This window comes from Enterobacter sp. MGH 33 (assembly GCF_000534535.1).
Classification (GTDB): Bacteria; Pseudomonadota; Gammaproteobacteria; order Enterobacterales; family Enterobacteriaceae; genus Enterobacter; species Enterobacter hormaechei_C.
The window spans coordinates 1,400,116-1,415,619 of the sequence record NZ_KI973212.1 but is presented as its reverse complement, the minus strand read 5'-3'; the positions used below and the strand labels follow the sequence as shown (position 1 = coordinate 1,415,619).

The following is a 15,504-nucleotide window of genomic DNA, read 5'->3' as shown; positions in this document are numbered from 1 at the left end:
GACCTTCCCCTTGATGGAAGGTTTAACCTTCATAACAGTTAGCGAAAAGCAGAGTGAAGGTCAACAATTGACCAGAACATTATACGGGAGTTTTGTTATGTCTCACACTATTGACCTGACACTGGACGGCCTCTCCTGCGGCCACTGTGTCAAACGCGTTAAAGAAAGCCTGGAGCAGCGTCCTGACGTGGAAAGCGCTGAGGTGACTATCGATCATGCCGCCGTGACCGGCAGCGCCAGCGCCGACGCGCTGATTGATACCATTAAACAGGCCGGTTACGGGGCGGAGTTAAGCCACCCAAAGGCTAAACCGCTGGCAGAGTCATCATCCCCGTCGGAAGCACTGACAGCGGCCACTCCTGAGCTTCCGGTAGCTGATGATATTGATGACAGCCAACAGCTGCTGATCAACGGCATGAGCTGCGCCAGCTGCGTCTCCCGGGTACAAAACGCCTTACAGGCGGTACCGGGCGTCGCACAGGCACGGGTAAACCTGGCGGAGCGTACTGCGCTGGTGATGGGCAGCGCCTCCGCCGCAGAGTTAGTGCAGGCCGTGGAGAAAGCGGGCTACGGGGCGGAGGCCATCGAAGATGATGCCGAGCGCCGCGAGCGCCAGCAGGAAACGGCTGTCGCCACTATGAAGCGTTTCCGCTGGCAGGCGATTGTCGCCCTGCTGGTCGGTATTCCGGTGATGGTGTGGGGCATGATGGGTGACAACATGATGGTCACCGCTGACAACCGCACCCTTTGGCTGGTGATTGGTCTGATTACCCTTGCGGTGATGGTGTTTGCTGGCGGACATTTCTATACCAGCGCCTGGAAGAGCCTGAAAAACCGCACCGCGACGATGGACACGCTGGTCGCGCTCGGTACCGGCGCGGCGTGGCTGTATTCGATGAGCGTGAACGTCTGGCCGCAGTGGTTCCCGATGGAGGCGCGCCATCTCTATTATGAAGCGAGTGCGATGATTATCGGTCTGATTAACTTAGGCCATATGCTCGAAGCCCGAGCGCGTCAGCGCTCGTCGAAAGCGCTGGAAAGATTACTCGATTTAACCCCGCCGACGGCCCGCGTGGTCACGGACGACGGGGAAAAAAGCGTTCCGCTCTCAGAGGTACAGCCGGGAATGACGCTGCGCCTGACCACCGGCGACCGCGTGCCCGTCGACGGTGAAATCACCCAGGGCGATGCCTGGCTGGATGAAGCGATGCTGACCGGCGAGCCGATACCCCAGCAGAAGTCTCAGGGCGATGCGGTGCATGCGGGTACGGTGGTACAGGACGGCAGCGTGCTGTTCCGCGCCAGCGCGGTCGGAAGCCATACCACGCTGTCACGCATCATTCGCATGGTCCGCCAGGCGCAGAGCAGTAAGCCGGAGATTGGTCAGCTTGCCGATAAAATCTCCGCCATTTTTGTGCCGGTGGTCGTCGGTATTGCCCTGCTGAGCGCGGCGATATGGTATTTCTTCGGCCCGGCGCCGCAGATTGTCTACACCCTGGTGATCGCCACCACGGTGCTGATCATCGCCTGCCCTTGTGCTCTTGGTCTGGCCACGCCGATGTCGATTATCTCTGGCGTCGGACGCGCCGCCGAATTTGGCGTACTGGTCCGTGATGCTGACGCCCTGCAACGGGCAAGCACGCTGGACACCCTTGTCTTTGATAAAACCGGCACGCTCACCGAGGGCAAACCGCAGGTGGTGGCCGTCAGTACCGTTGGCTGTACGGAGACGGACGCCCTGCGCCTTGCCGCCGCGCTGGAACAAGGTTCGAGCCACCCGCTGGCGCGCGCCATCCTGGAGAAAGCCGGTGATGCCCGTCTGCCGCAGGTCAGTAACTTCCGCACCCTGCGCGGTTTAGGGGTCAGCGGTGAAGCTGAAGGTCATACGCTGCTGCTGGGTAACCAGGCACTGCTGACTGAACACGGCGTTGATACGTCCGCGCTGGACGCAGAGCTGAACGCGCAGGCTTCTCAGGGCGCGACGCCGGTTCTGCTGGCGAGGGATGGTCAGGTGGCGGCGCTGCTGGCCGTGCGCGATCCGTTACGCCAGGACAGCGTAGATGCCTTACAGCGCCTGCACCGCGCGGGCTATCGTCTGGTGATGCTGACCGGGGACAACCCGACCACCGCCAACGCCATTGCGAAAGAAGCCGGTATTGATGAGGTGATCGCGGGCGTGCTGCCGGACGGCAAAGCGGACGCCATCAAGAACCTGCAAAGTCAGGGTCGCCAGGTGGCGATGGTGGGCGACGGCATCAACGACGCCCCGGCGCTGGCGCAGGCTGACGTAGGCATTGCGATGGGCGGCGGGAGCGATGTCGCCATTGAAACCGCGGCGATCACCCTGATGCGCCACAGCCTGATGGGGGTGGCGGATGCGCTGGCGATTTCGAAAGCCACGTTGCGCAACATGAAGCAGAACCTGCTGGGGGCCTTCGTCTATAACTCGCTCGGCATTCCGATTGCCGCCGGGATTTTGTGGCCGCTGACCGGTACCCTGCTGAACCCGGTTGTTGCGGGTGCGGCGATGGCGCTCTCGTCAATTACCGTGGTGAGCAACGCTAACCGTCTGCTGCGGTTTAAACCGAAGGATTGAACCTTGTACCCGTACGCGCTAGCATGAACCTTTCCGATCATGGAGCGCGTATGGGTCTGTTTAATCGTCTAAAAACATCGTTTCGCGCCCTTTTTCCCCGCCGTTATGCCTGGCCCGGTATGGATATTTCGCTTCCGGGCGGGCAGCATCTGCACCTGGTGGGAAGCATTCATATGGGCACGCAGGACATGTCCCCCCTGCCCTCCGGCCTGATTAAACTGCTGAAGCGCGCCGACGCGCTGATCGTCGAAGCCGACATCTCCGGCCATGAATCGCCGTTTGCCGGGCTGGAAAGCGATCGCCCCCTGGCGGAACGTCTTAACGGGACGCAGCTGGCTGAGCTTACCCGTCTTGCGGATGAGACCGGCGTCTCGCTCTCAATGCTCGACACTCTCCCCCTGTGGCAAATTGCCATGGTGCTACAGGCCACCCAGGCGCAGCGCCTGGGGCTGCGCGGCGATTACGGTATCGATTATCAACTGCTGAATGCGGCAAGGGCGCGCAACCTGTCCGTCATTGAACTGGAAGGCACGGACAGCCAGATTGCGCTTCTTCGCCAGCTTCCCGATGACGGCCTGATGCTGCTGGATGATACCCTGACCCACTGGCACACCAACGCGCGTCTGCTGCAAACGATGATTGGCTGGTGGCTGGATGCGCCGCCCGCAGACGGTAAGCTGGCGTTACCGTCGACGTTCAGTGAATCGTTGTATGATGTGCTGATGAACGCGCGCAACCAGGCGTGGCGGGAGACACTATATGCCCTGCCTGCCGGTCGTTATGTTGTCGCGGTTGGCGCGTTGCATTTGTACGGAGAAGGGAATTTGCCGTCGCTGCTGAAATAAAAAAATGGCCAATATCTCTATTGGCCCGTCAAAGAGGAATTTCATCGTTTTTATTATACCGAAGTGACCTTCGGCTACGCCGATTGTCGCTCAAAGTAACCATCACTGCCAATACTATTGCGCAAGATGGTGCTATTTTTTAGACAAACGTCAGGCGTATGCTGCTGGTATGAATCGTCTGTCGTAAGAAGGATAGCCATGACTCCCGCCGTTAAATTACTCGAAAAAAACAAAATTTCTTTCCGGATCCACACCTACGATCACGATCCGAACGAAACCAACTTTGGTGATGAAGTGGTGCGCAAGCTGGGGCTGAACGCGGACCAGGTCTACAAAACGCTGCTGGTCGCGGTGAACGGCGATATGAAGCACCTCGCCGTGGCAGTGACGCCCGTCGCCGGACAGCTTGATCTGAAGAAAGTGGCCAAAGCGCTGGGAGCGAAAAAGGTCGATATGGCTGACCCGATGGTTGCGCAACGCACAACGGGTTATCTGGTCGGCGGGATCAGCCCGCTCGGCCAGAAAAAGCGTCTGCCGACGCTGATCGATGCGCCTTCGCAGGAATTTGAGACGATCTTTATTTCTGGCGGCAAACGCGGGCTGGATATCGAACTGGCCGCAGGCGATCTGGCGAAAATGCTGGACGCGAAATTTGCGGATATTGCGCGCCGGGAGTAGACGAAAAAGCCGGGTGGCGGCTACGCCTTACCCGGCCTACATGTTGCTCCCGTAGGCCCGGTAAGCGCAGCGCCACCGGGCAACCAAACCCCGCACTACTGCCAGCTCACCTCGCCCTTCGGCTCATACATGTTCACGTCAATCGGTGAATTTTGCTGGATAAACTGCTTCAACACTTCCGCATCAATAAACCCGGTATTTACATAGCCCGGTTTGTTATCGATATGCGGATAGCCGTCGCCGCCGGTGGCGTTAAAGCTTAACGTTGCCAGGCGGTAGGTTTTCGCCGGATCAACCGGTTCGCCTTTGATTTTGAGATCGTTAAGCTTGCCGTCCTTCGCGACGAAGCTGACGTTAGCAAACTGCGGATACGCCCCGGAATCCGGCTTCATCTGCGCCACGGCGGTCAGGTAGTCAATCACCTCCTTCCCGCTCATGTCCGCATAGACCACCACGTTGCCAAACGGCTGCACTTTGAGCACGTCTTTATAGGTGATGTCTCCGCCTTCAATGGAATCACGAATACCGCCGCCGCTCATCACGCCGAAATCCGCATTCGTGCGCGCCATCTGCGCGGCCAGCACCAGACGCCCCATGTTGGTCTGTACAAAGCGGACTTTGCTGCGGTCCCCTTCCAGTCGTCCGTTAAGCGTGCCAATCTTCACGTCCAGCTGCGCTTTCCCTTTGCTCTGGAACGGCGTCAGCAGAGAGAGCATCTGCTGGTTTTCAGCGATCTCTGGCGTGTAGAGTACGCGCTCGCTTTTGCCATCCGGGTAGGTCACTTTCTTCTTCAGGTTGACCGGGATGAGCTGATAGTGCACCAGCTTCATTTCGCCGTTACGGAATTCGAAATCCGCGCGGCCAACGTATTTACCCCACTCGTGGGCCTGTACAATCCAGATCCCGTTCTGACGATCAGGCGCGCACGGCGTGCCGGGCACATAATCTGCCTGCTTTTTATTCTCAGAAGCCATGCAGACCGGATCCTGTGAGTGACCGCCCACAATCATCGCCAGCGAGCCCGCAGGAAGGCTGCGCGCCATCTCCACGTCGCCCGGCGCGTTAGAGCCGTGCTGACCGTTATCGTAATGCCCCATGTGGGTGGTCGCGATAATCACATCCGGTTTTTCATTCTGCTGCAACTCCTGGATCACCAGCTTCGCTTCGTCCGCCGGTTTACGGAATTCGATGTCGGTGAAAAATTCAGGATTACCAATTTTGGCCGTATCGTCGGTGGTTAAGCCGATGACCGCGATCTTCAGATCCTGACGCTTAAACAGCGCCCACGGTTTAAACAGGCGCTCGCCGGTGCTTTTCTGATAAATATTGGCGGAAAGGAACGGGAATTTGGACCACTTCTCCTGCTGGCGCAACACGCTCAGCGGATTATCAAACTCGTGGTTTCCAACCGCCATCGCGTCGTAACCGATTAAATTCATGCCGCGGAAATCAGGCTCGGCATCCTGCAAATCAGATTCCGGTACCCCGGTATTAATATCCCCGCCCGACAGCAGCAGCACGCTGCCGCCCTGGGCCGCGACCTCTTTACGAATGCCGTCCACCAGCGTTTTTTGCGCCGCCAGGCCATATTCACCGTATTCGCTGCGCCAGAAATGGCCGTGATGATCGTTAGTATGCAGAATGGTAATTTTATAGGTTTTATCTTTTTCATACGCCTGCGCGGGCAGGCTTGTCAGCCCCCATGCGGCGATGAGCGCCAGCGCGACGCCACGCTTCATTAACTTCATCTTCTCTCTCCCTGACCCATAGACAAACGCAAAAATTACAGTGACTCACAAGAATAGACAAATAAGTTTTCAGAATTGCGACTTTCTTCAAATGTCACGGACGGGTATGTTAGTCGGATAATAATTACTCCCTGCATCTCTAATAACAAATCGACGTGGTATTTATGGCAATCAGTGAATCAACCCAGCCCGTCCAGGGCGCTCCGGCGTCGCCGCCGAAATCGCGCACTTCCTTTAAAGTATTAGGCGCAATCAGTCTCTCTCATCTGCTCAACGACATGATCCAGTCGCTGATTCTGGCGATCTACCCGCTGTTGCAATCTGAGTTCTCATTAACCTTCGTGCAGATCGGGATGATCACCCTGACCTTCCAGCTGGCCTCTTCGCTGCTACAGCCGGTAGTGGGCTACTGGACGGACAAATACCCGATGCCATGGTCGCTGCCCATTGGCATGTGCTTCACCCTGAGCGGGCTGGTGCTGCTGGCCATGGCGGGCAGCTTTGAGGCGGTACTGGTTGCCGCGGCGCTGGTGGGAACCGGTTCATCGGTGTTCCATCCGGAATCGTCCCGCGTGGCACGTATGGCCTCAGGCGGACGTCACGGGCTGGCGCAGTCTCTGTTCCAGGTGGGGGGTAACTTTGGTAGCTCCCTCGGTCCTCTGCTGGCGGCGGTAATTATCGCGCCTTACGGCAAAGGCAACGTGGCGTGGTTTGTGCTGGCCGCGCTGCTGGCGATTGTCGTCCTGGCGCAAATCAGCCGCTGGTATGCCGCGCAGCATCGCGTAAATAAGGGAAAACCTGCCGCGAAGATAACCAATCCCCTTCCGCGCAATAAGGTGATCCTTGCCGTCAGCGTGCTGCTGGTACTGATTTTCTCGAAATATTTCTATATGGCGAGCATTAGCAGCTATTACACCTTCTATCTGATGCAAAAATTCGGATTATCAGTACAAAACGCCCAGTTCCACCTCTTTGCCTTCCTGTTTGCGGTGGCGGCAGGCACGGTGATAGGCGGCCCTGTGGGGGATAAAATTGGACGTAAATATGTGATTTGGGGCTCTATCCTCGGCGTCGCGCCGTTTACGCTTGTTTTACCGTACGCAACGCTGGAATGGACCGGAATATTGACGGTGATTATTGGTTTTATTCTCGCATCGGCATTTTCAGCCATCCTGGTCTATGCGCAGGAGCTGCTGCCGGGACGTATCGGTATGGTTTCCGGCCTCTTTTTCGGTTTTGCCTTTGGCATGGGCGGCCTTGGCGCAGCCGTGTTAGGGATGGTTGCAGACCACACCAGCATCTTCCTGGTCTATAAAATCTGCGCTTTCCTGCCACTTCTGGGGATGTTGACCATATTCCTGCCTGACAATCGTCATAAAGCGTGACTTCACGGCTGCCAAAGTTAAACTTTGGCAGCCGGATAACCTGATGCCATAAGGCTTTCCTCTCCCTCCCCTCAGCAAATTTATCAAAATCTGCCTTTTTTCATGCTTATTGCCTTTTTATTGTGATTTCAACAATTATTCATAAACATAAGCGTAAAAATTGTCATAAACTATTAATCGGCTTTTTGGTATTTGCACCAAAAATGGATCACCCATCGCGAAAGGAGACGGAATGCACCACGCCACACCGCTTATCACCACCATTGTTGGTGGACTTGTGCTCGCTTTTATTCTCGGCATGATTGCCAATAAATTGCGTATTTCGCCCCTGGTAGGCTATTTACTGGCGGGCGTGCTGGCAGGGCCCTTTACGCCGGGTTTTGTCGCTGATACCAAACTGGCGCCTGAGCTGGCGGAATTGGGCGTGATCCTGCTGATGTTTGGCGTCGGACTGCATTTTTCCCTGAAGGATCTGATGGCGGTAAAGTCGATCGCCATACCGGGAGCGATCGCCCAGATAGGGGTGGCGACGCTGCTGGGCATGGCGCTTTCGGCGGTGCTGGGCTGGTCAATCATGACCGGTATCGTATTTGGGCTGTGTCTTTCAACCGCCAGTACCGTGGTGCTGCTGCGCGCGCTTGAAGAGAGACAGCTGATAGACAGCCAGCGCGGACAAATCGCGATAGGCTGGCTGATTGTTGAAGATCTGGTAATGGTGTTGACGCTGGTTCTGCTGCCTGCCGTTGCCGGGATGATGGAAAAAGAGAATATCGGCTTCGCCTCGCTGGCGCTGGATATGAGCATTACCATCGGTAAAGTCGTGGCGTTTATCGCCATCATGATGCTGGTGGGCCGCCGTCTGGTGCCGTGGATCATGTCCCGCAGCGCCGCCACGGGCTCGCGTGAACTGTTCACGCTTTCGGTCCTTGCGCTGGCGCTGGGCATTGCCTTTGGCGCCGTCGAGCTGTTTGACGTCTCCTTTGCGCTGGGCGCGTTCTTCGCCGGGATGGTGCTGAACGAGTCCGAGCTGAGCCACCGTGCCGCGCACGATACCCTGCCGCTACGTGATGCATTCGCGGTGCTGTTCTTTGTCTCCGTCGGGATGCTGTTCGACCCGCTGATCCTCATTCAGCAGCCGCTGGCCGTGCTGGGTACGCTGGCAATCATCATCTTTGGTAAGTCCGTTGCCGCCTTCTTCCTGGTACGGATGTTCGGTCACTCGCCGCGCACGGCGCTGACCATCGCCGCCAGCCTGGCGCAGATTGGCGAGTTCGCCTTTATTCTTGCTGGTCTGGGGATGGCCCTGAACCTGCTGCCACAGGCGGGGCAAAATCTGGTGCTGGCGGGGGCGATCCTCTCCATCATGCTAAACCCGGTATTGTTTGCCCTGCTGGAGAAATATCTCGAGAAGACCGAAACCCTCGAAGAGCAAACCCTGGAAGAAGCGATTGAGGAGGAGAAACAGATCCCCGTAGATATCTGCAACCACGCGCTGCTGGTCGGTTTTGGCCGCGTCGGCAGCCTGCTCGGTGAGAAGCTGATGGCCCAGGGGATCCCCCTGGTAGTGATTGAAACCTCCCGTACTCGCGTCGACGAGCTTCGCGAGCGCGGCATCCGTGCGGTGCTGGGCAACGCGGCTAACGAAGAGATTATGAATCTGGCGCATCTGGACTGCGCCCGCTGGCTGTTACTCACTATCCCGAACGGTTACGAGGCTGGCGAGATTGTCGCCACAGCCCGTGAAAAATGCCCACATATCGAAATCATTGCCCGCGCCCATTATGATGACGAAGTGGAGTACATCACCGAGCGCGGCGCGAATCAGGTGGTGATGGGTGAGCGTGAGATTGCGAATACAATGCTGACAATGCTGACAAAACCGCCAGTTGAAGAGGCGGTGACGGGTTAAGTTTTGTGCGGCCTGATGCCCTCACCCTGGCCCTCTCCCACAGGGTGAGGGAACAAACACTAAAAACGGCAACCACAGGTTGCCGTTTTGCTTTTACCTGTCCCAATACGCCTCTTCGAGGCTGTCTTCCCGTTCCGGCAGCCCCCGCGTTAAGCGCGGTGAATGCTGGTTCAGCACCTGATAACTCACGCGGTTCGCGTACTTGCACACCTGCGCCAGCGAGGAGTAGGTCAGCCAGTTGAAGGTGTGCTTGCTGGAATTCGGCACATTGGTTTTGTGGTAGGCGTTGGCGGTGATGTCGTGCAGCAGCGCGGCCAGCGCACCGTCGCCCGCGCCGTTGGTGTTCATGATCTTCTCGGGGCCACCCATATACGGTGCGATGTGGGAGAAGATACGCAGCGGGTTGATGCAGTCTTTATGACGCATGGCGCGGCTGAACTCGTACTGGTTAAATTCGGCGATTGCGCCCGGCAGCAGCGGGTGCTGGGTTTTCCGCTTGCTCTCTTCTTCCGTGAAGCCCGCCATATACAGCCCGACCGGCCCGGCGGTGCAGAGCACCAGATCTACCCAGTCCAGCGCCTTATCAGACGCCAGCAGCGGATCGCTTTCGCCGGTCAGCGCTTCGGCTTCTTCTTCATTCATCGCCAGAATCGAGACGTGTTCTTTCAGGAAGGCCTGCCACCACTCCGGGTTGTCGGCAATGACGAATTTGGTGCCCAGCGTCAGAACCACAGGCACGTTGTATTTCTTCGCGTACTCAATTGCCTTCATGGTTGCGTCCGGCATTGGTTCGCCCGGCTTGCAGCGCACCAGATAGGAGGTCAGTACCAGCGCAGACGCGCCCGCGATCACCTCTTCCGGGATACTTTCAGCGCGCAGCTTGTTCATATGGCCGGGGCTGATGGCAAAGGTACGCTCGCCGGAATCGCTTATCAGCGTAAAGCAGCGGCCAATCGGCCCGTCAACGCCCTGCAAATAGTTCAGATCGGTGCGGCTGGAGGTATTGCACAGGTAGCGGTAGGCATAGCCACCGATTTCGATATTGCTGCACATCACGCCAAGCAGCACCGAGCGGTCGTCTGCCAGTACGGAGTAGTTGTGCATGGTGTTGCCGATGGTACCGCCGGCAAACTGGTGGGTGATAAGATTTTCGCGCACCAGCTCCTGATACAGCACTTCAGCAACGTCATCCTCAATCACCAGCGAGTGCCCGGCGCTCAGACCGTAACGTGCGACAAACGCATCATCCACTTTGGCTTCAATGTCCACCAGCGTCTGATCGATACCGACCACCCAGGCAGCGCTGGTTTCGCTTTCCTGCTGAATTTGCTGTAACAGCGGATCGCGGGCATCGACGGGGAAATAGTGTTTGGACTTACGTTTACCGGGAAATTTCATGGTCTGAACTGTGCAAAGAATACGGGCCGGGAATGGTAGCACAAACCCGGCCCGTAACGCGATCAGCGGCGGGTGGTGACCAGTGACACCATCATGTCGATGTGTTCAGGGGAGTCGTTAAGCGCAGGAATGTATTCGTATTTCGTTCCGCCCGCCTCCATAAAGAACTCTTTGTTCTGGACAGCAATCTCTTCCAGCGTTTCCAGACAGTCCGCCGAGAAGCCCGGCGACATCACCTGAATGTGCTTCACGCCCTTCTCGCCCAGCATCTTAAGCGTTTCATCAGTATACGGGGTGAGCCACGGTTCACGGCCGAAGCGCGACTGGAAGGTCATCATCACCTTCTCAGGCGGCAGGCCGAGGGCGGAGACCAGCTCGCGGGTGGTATCGCGGCAACGCTGGGGGTAATCATCCCCTTCGTTCGCGAAACGCTGCGGAATACCGTGATAGGAGAGCAGCAGCAGATCCGGCTCGCCGTGTTTTTCAAACGACGCGCGCGCGCTGCTGGCAAGCGCCTGAATGTACAGCTCGTTATCGGCGTAGTCGCGGATAAAGGTGATACCCGGTATACGGCGGCGGGTCGCCAGAATGCGCGCCAGTTCGTCCCAGACGGCAGCTACCGTGGAGCACGAATACTGCGGATAAAGGGCCAGCACCACAATGTGTTCAACGCCCTGCGCCAGCAGAGAGTCGACGGCGCTTTCCAGGGACGGCTTACCGTAGCTCATGCCGAGCGCAACGGGCATGTCCGGCAGGCGGGCGGCCAGCGCCTTCTCCTGACGACGGCTGTACACCATCAGCGGCGAGCCCTCTTCCATCCACACGGACTGATAGAGCTTTGCCACACGCGGGGAACGAATCGGCAGAATGACGCCACGCAGCAGTGGCCACCACAGCAGTCTTGGGGTATCCACGACGCGCGTGTCGCTTAAAAATTGTCGCAGGTAGCGTTTGACCGCCGCTGGAGTAGGTGCTTCTGGGGTGCCCAGATTGGCAAGCAGGATGCCGGTTTTCGCCTGACTCATTCACGCCTCTTAACCATTTGATAGGCTGTCAATTGTAGCGGAAATGCGTTTAAACGAAACCCATTGCTGTAATAGGTAAGATGAGAATTTTTCTCACCCGGGGCTCCGGGTGAGAGAGGTGCGCTTAGCCGAGGATTTTTTCCAGCTCTGCACGTACGTCAGCCACGGCTTTGGTGCCGTCCACTTTCGCGTATTTGGTGTTACCCGCCTGCGCTTCTTTGGTGTAGTAGCCGATCAGCGGTGCGGTCATCTGATGGTATTCCACCAGGCGTTTACGCACGGTTTCTTCCTGATCGTCTTTACGGGTGGTCAGCTCTTCGCCGGTCACGTCGTCTTTGCCTTCAACCTTAGGTGGGTTGAATTTGATGTGGTAAACGCGGCCAGAAGCAGCGTGTACGCGACGGCCAACGATACGGTCAACGATCAGCTCGTCTGGTACGTCGAACTCCAGCACGTAATCCACGTTGATGCCCGCTTCTTTCATGGCGTCAGCCTGAGGAATGGTGCGCGGGAAGCCGTCCAGCAGGAAACCGTTACGGCAGTCTTCCTGAGCAATGCGCTCTTTAACCAGCGCGATAACCAGTTCGTCGGTCACCAGTTTGCCTGCGTCCATGATGTCTTTCGCTTGTTTACCCAGCTCGGAGCCAGATTTAACAGCGGCGCGCAGCATGTCACCGGTGGAGATTTGCGGAATACCGTATTTCTCCATGATGAACTGAGCCTGAGTTCCTTTACCCGCGCCCGGAGCGCCAAGCAGAATAATACGCATTGCGAAAATCCCCTCAAAAGTCGATTCAATTTTTCAAAAAGCGCTAAACAATACCACCAGAACGGGTATGGCTCAAGGAAGGCGGGAAGGCTGAAACGGTTAACGGGGGGAGATAATTTGGCTTCGTGCGGTCTGGTGCCCTCACCCTAACCCTCTCCCACAGGGAGAGGGAACTCTTTCACCCTCTCCCTGTGGGAGAGGGCCGGGGTGAGGGAAGATTACGCCAGCAGCAGCGCATTCACACGTTTAATGAACAGGTTAGGATCTTCCAGCGTACCGCGCTCGGCCAGCAGGGACTGATCCAGCAGCAGTTCAACCCACTCCGCAAAGCGGGCGTCGTCCTGGGTATCCGCCGCACGTTTCACCAGCGGGTGATCCGGATTAAGCTCAAAGATATATTTCACTTCCGGCACGGCCTGGCCCGCCGCAGCGAACAGTTTCGCCATCTGGGTGCTCATTTCGTCCGCATCGGTGGTGACAATGGCTGGCGTATCGGTCAGGCGGTGCGTGAAGCGCACCTCTTTCACGCGGTCGCCCAGCAGCGTTTTAACGCGCTCAACGAACGGCTCCAGCGCCTTCTCGGCTTCTTTCGCGCTTTCGTCCACCTCATCCGCCAGCTTATCGATAGACTCGTCGGCTTTGGCAACGGACTGGAAGGATTTACCGTCGAACTCGGTCAGGTAGTTCATCATCCACTCGTCGATGCGGTCAGACAGCAGCAGCACTTCGATGCCTTTCTTACGCAGCAGTTCCAGATGCGGGCTGCTCTTCGCTGCCGCATAGCTGTCGGCGGTGATGTAGTAGATCTTCTCCTGCCCTTCTTTCATGCGGGAGACGTACTCTTCCAGCGACACGGTCTGGGCGGAGGAGTCGTTGTGCGTAGAGGCGAAGCGCAGCAGTTTAGCGATAGCTTCCACGTTCGCAGTATCTTCCGCCGGACCTTCTTTCAGCACCAGGCCAAACTGTTTCCAGAAGGTCTGGTATTTTTCCGCATCGTCCTTCGCCAGTTTTTCCAGCATCTGCAACGCACGTTTGGTCAGGGCGTTGCGCAGGTTACGGGTGACGGTGCTGTCCTGAAGAATTTCACGGGAGACGTTCAGCGGCAGATCGTTGGAGTCTATCAGGCCACGCACAAAGCGCAGGTAGTTCGGCATGAACTGCTCGGCGTCGTCCATGATGAAGACGCGCTGCACGTACAGCTTCAGGCCGTGCTTGTGATCGCGGTTCCACATGTCCCACGGCGCCTGCGCCGGAATGTACAGCAGGCTGGTGTACTCCTGTTTCCCTTCCACACGGTTGTGGCTCCAGGTCAGCGGATCGGTGAAGTCGTGGGCGATGTGCTTGTAAAACTCGTTGTACTCGTCGTCTTTAATTTCAGCTTTATTACGCGTCCACAGCGCCTGCGCCTTGTTGATTTTCTCCCAGGAAACCACGGTTTCGCCGTCTTTCTCTTCCTGTTTTTCAATCTCTACCGGCAGCGCGATATGGTCGGAATATTTGCTGATGATGGAGCGTACGCGCCAGTCGTTCAGGAAATCGTCTTCGCCTTCACGCAGGTGCAGGGTGATTTCGGTGCCGCGATCCGCTTTGGTGATGTCATCAACGGTGTACTCGCCTTCACCTTTAGACTCCCACAGCACGCCGTTCTCGGCGCTGTCGCCCGCGGCGCGGGTGCGCACGGTGACTTTGTCCGCCACGATGAACGCCGAGTAGAAGCCTACGCCGAACTGACCGATCAGCTGGCTGTCTTTCGCCTGGTCAGAGCCCATGGACTCAAGGAACGCTTTGGTGCCGGATTTGGCGATGGTTCCGAGGTGGTCAATCACCTCGTCGCGGTTCATCCCGATGCCGTTATCGGCGATGGTCAGGGTGCGGTTCTCTTTATTAAACGAGACGCGCACGCGCAGCTCGCCGTCGCCTTCATACAGATCCGGGTTAGACAGCGCGCGGAAGCGCAGCTTGTCCGCCGCATCAGAGGCGTTGGAAATCAGCTCACGCAGGAAGATTTCTTTGTTGGAATACAGGGAATGGATCATCAGGTGCAGAAGCTGTTTTACTTCTGACTGGAAACCACGGGTTTCTTGTCCTTTCATCTAAGTCGACCTCAACAATGCCATTTAATGGGGTTGTAAAACGTTGAGTGAGAGATGGGGATAAGGGGAGGAATTTTCAAGCGGAGGCCGCGCGCGCAGCCTCCGTTTGGTCAGAAAATAATCTTGTGACGTCCGGCCAGCGAGTGTGACAGCGTGGTGCCGTCGACCATCTCCAGCTCACCGCCGACCGGCACGCCGTGGGCGATGCGGCTGGCGTCAACGCCGTACTGCGCGCACAGTTCGGCGATGTAGTTGGCGGTTGCCTCCCCTTCCACCGTCGGGTTGGTGGCGAGGATCACCTCTTTGATGGTTTCCGACTCCAGGCGCTGCTCCAGGCGATCGAGACCGATATCGTCCGGGCCGATGCCATCCAGCGGGGAGAGATGCCCCATCAGCACGAAATAGCGGCCGGAAAACTGCCCGGTTTGTTCGATGGCGTAGATGTCCGCCGGACTCTCCACCACGCAAATCTGACCGTTTTCCTGACGACGCGGGTTCGTGCAGATGTTACATACGTCCTGCTCGGTAAAGGTCCGGCAATCCGCACAGTGGCCAATTTCTGACATGGCGCGGGTCAGAGCCTGCGCCAGGCGCATCCCGCCGCTGCGGTCGCGCTGCAATAGCGTAAACGCCATACGCTGCGCCGACTTCGGGCCAACGCCCGGCAGGCAGCGCAGTGCTTCCATTAACTGCGTGAGCAGCGGACTGGTTTGCATCAGAATGGCATCTTAAAGCCCGGCGGCAGTTGCATACCGCTGGAAACAGAGGCCATTTTCTCTTTCTGGGTTTCGTCGATACGGCGAGCGGCATCGTTAAACGCGGCTGCAACCAGATCTTCCAGCATCTCTTTGTCGTCTTCGAGCAGGCTCGGGTCGATTTCAACGCGACGGCAGTTATGCGCACCGTTGATGGTCACCTTGACCAGACCGGCACCGGATTCACCCGTGACTTCCAGCTGAGCGATCTCTTCCTGCATCTTCTGCATTTTTTCCTGCATCTGCTGAGCCTGCTTCATCAGGCCACCCAGACCGCCTTTTCCACCAAACATAGGCTTCTCT

The 15,504-nt window shown here is 57.3% G+C and carries 12 protein-coding genes; 5 read left to right on the top strand and 7 right to left on the bottom strand.

Annotated elements, in window-relative coordinates:
* Window positions 1–97 precede the first annotated feature (97 nt).
* The 3 genes from copA (at window position 98) to ybaK (ending at window position 4,119) form a co-directional block, all read left to right on the top strand.
* Complete coding sequence (copA, locus tag L379_RS17310) at window positions 98–2,596, top strand: copper-exporting P-type ATPase CopA (protein WP_003858946.1); 2,499 nt, start codon at window positions 98–100, stop codon at window positions 2,594–2,596.
* Between the two features lie 50 nt (window positions 2,597–2,646).
* Window positions 2,647–3,441: a TraB/GumN family protein gene (locus L379_RS17315; RefSeq protein WP_017383220.1), complete on the top strand. Its 795-nt coding sequence runs from the start codon at window positions 2,647–2,649 to the stop codon at window positions 3,439–3,441.
* A gap of 198 nt (window positions 3,442–3,639) precedes the next feature.
* Window positions 3,640–4,119 carry a Cys-tRNA(Pro)/Cys-tRNA(Cys) deacylase YbaK gene (ybaK, locus tag L379_RS17320; protein WP_032652744.1) on the top strand — a complete coding sequence of 160 codons (480 nt, stop codon included), beginning with the start codon at window positions 3,640–3,642 and terminating at the stop codon, window positions 4,117–4,119.
* Between the two features lie 95 nt (window positions 4,120–4,214).
* Here ybaK and ushA read toward each other — a convergent pair whose 3' ends face one another.
* Complete coding sequence (gene ushA / locus L379_RS17325; RefSeq protein WP_017383219.1) at window positions 4,215–5,867, bottom strand: bifunctional UDP-sugar hydrolase/5'-nucleotidase UshA; 1,653 nt, start codon at window positions 5,865–5,867, stop codon at window positions 4,215–4,217.
* 164 nt (window positions 5,868–6,031) lie between these two features.
* On the opposite strand from ushA, the gene L379_RS17330 reads away from it, so the two are divergent.
* Both L379_RS17330 and ybaL read left to right on the top strand, forming a co-directional pair.
* Complete coding sequence (locus L379_RS17330; RefSeq protein ID WP_015571242.1) at window positions 6,032–7,252, top strand: MFS transporter; 1,221 nt, start codon at window positions 6,032–6,034, stop codon at window positions 7,250–7,252.
* A gap of 232 nt (window positions 7,253–7,484) precedes the next feature.
* Window positions 7,485–9,161, top strand: coding sequence for a YbaL family putative K(+) efflux transporter (gene ybaL / locus L379_RS17335; RefSeq protein ID WP_017383218.1), 1,677 nt, complete (start codon window positions 7,485–7,487; stop codon window positions 9,159–9,161).
* 93 nt (window positions 9,162–9,254) lie between these two features.
* On the opposite strand, the gene L379_RS17340 is transcribed toward ybaL, so the two are convergent.
* From L379_RS17340 to L379_RS17365, 6 genes are all read right to left on the bottom strand, one after another.
* Window positions 9,255–10,559: an inosine/guanosine kinase gene (locus L379_RS17340; protein ID WP_023303206.1), complete on the bottom strand. Its 1,305-nt coding sequence runs from the start codon at window positions 10,557–10,559 to the stop codon at window positions 9,255–9,257.
* A 62-nt stretch (window positions 10,560–10,621) separates the two neighbouring features.
* Window positions 10,622–11,584: a ferrochelatase gene (hemH, locus tag L379_RS17345; RefSeq protein ID WP_017383216.1), complete on the bottom strand. Its 963-nt coding sequence runs from the start codon at window positions 11,582–11,584 to the stop codon at window positions 10,622–10,624.
* A 124-nt stretch (window positions 11,585–11,708) separates the two neighbouring features.
* On the bottom strand, window positions 11,709–12,353 hold the full coding sequence (gene adk, locus L379_RS17350) for an adenylate kinase (protein WP_006809841.1): 645 nt from the start codon (window positions 12,351–12,353) through the stop codon (window positions 11,709–11,711).
* A gap of 218 nt (window positions 12,354–12,571) precedes the next feature.
* Window positions 12,572–14,446: a molecular chaperone HtpG gene (htpG, locus tag L379_RS17355; protein ID WP_017383215.1), complete on the bottom strand. Its 1,875-nt coding sequence runs from the start codon at window positions 14,444–14,446 to the stop codon at window positions 12,572–12,574.
* Between the two features lie 110 nt (window positions 14,447–14,556).
* A complete protein-coding gene (recR, locus tag L379_RS17360) occupies window positions 14,557–15,162 on the bottom strand; it encodes a recombination mediator RecR (protein WP_006809843.1) in 606 nt (201 codons plus the stop codon).
* On the bottom strand, window positions 15,162–15,494 hold the full coding sequence (locus L379_RS17365) for a YbaB/EbfC family nucleoid-associated protein (protein WP_003858972.1): 333 nt from the start codon (window positions 15,492–15,494) through the stop codon (window positions 15,162–15,164). The genes recR and L379_RS17365 overlap by 1 nt, the downstream gene beginning before the upstream one ends.
* Between the last annotated feature and the right edge of the window lie 10 nt (window positions 15,495–15,504).

Excerpts from the sequence above, each read along its gene's own strand:
- ushA (WP_017383219.1), bottom strand. The coding sequence starts at position 5,867 with ATGAAGTTAATGAAGCGTGGCGTCGCGCTGGCGCTCATCGCCGCATGG.
- L379_RS17330 (WP_015571242.1), top strand. The coding sequence starts at position 6,032 with ATGGCAATCAGTGAATCAACCCAGCCCGTCCAGGGCGCTCCGGCGTCG.
- adk (WP_006809841.1), bottom strand. The coding sequence starts at position 12,353 with ATGCGTATTATTCTGCTTGGCGCTCCGGGCGCGGGTAAAGGAACTCAG.
- ybaL (WP_017383218.1), top strand. The coding sequence starts at position 7,485 with ATGCACCACGCCACACCGCTTATCACCACCATTGTTGGTGGACTTGTG.
- recR (WP_006809843.1), bottom strand. The coding sequence starts at position 15,162 with ATGCAAACCAGTCCGCTGCTCACGCAGTTAATGGAAGCACTGCGCTGC.
- L379_RS17365 (WP_003858972.1), bottom strand. The coding sequence starts at position 15,494 with ATGTTTGGTGGAAAAGGCGGTCTGGGTGGCCTGATGAAGCAGGCTCAG.
- hemH (WP_017383216.1), bottom strand. The coding sequence starts at position 11,584 with ATGAGTCAGGCGAAAACCGGCATCCTGCTTGCCAATCTGGGCACCCCA.
- ybaK (WP_032652744.1), top strand. The coding sequence starts at position 3,640 with ATGACTCCCGCCGTTAAATTACTCGAAAAAAACAAAATTTCTTTCCGG.
- htpG (WP_017383215.1), bottom strand. The coding sequence starts at position 14,446 with ATGAAAGGACAAGAAACCCGTGGTTTCCAGTCAGAAGTAAAACAGCTT.
- L379_RS17315 (WP_017383220.1), top strand. The coding sequence starts at position 2,647 with ATGGGTCTGTTTAATCGTCTAAAAACATCGTTTCGCGCCCTTTTTCCC.
- L379_RS17340 (WP_023303206.1), bottom strand. The coding sequence starts at position 10,559 with ATGAAATTTCCCGGTAAACGTAAGTCCAAACACTATTTCCCCGTCGAT.
- copA (WP_003858946.1), top strand. The coding sequence starts at position 98 with ATGTCTCACACTATTGACCTGACACTGGACGGCCTCTCCTGCGGCCAC.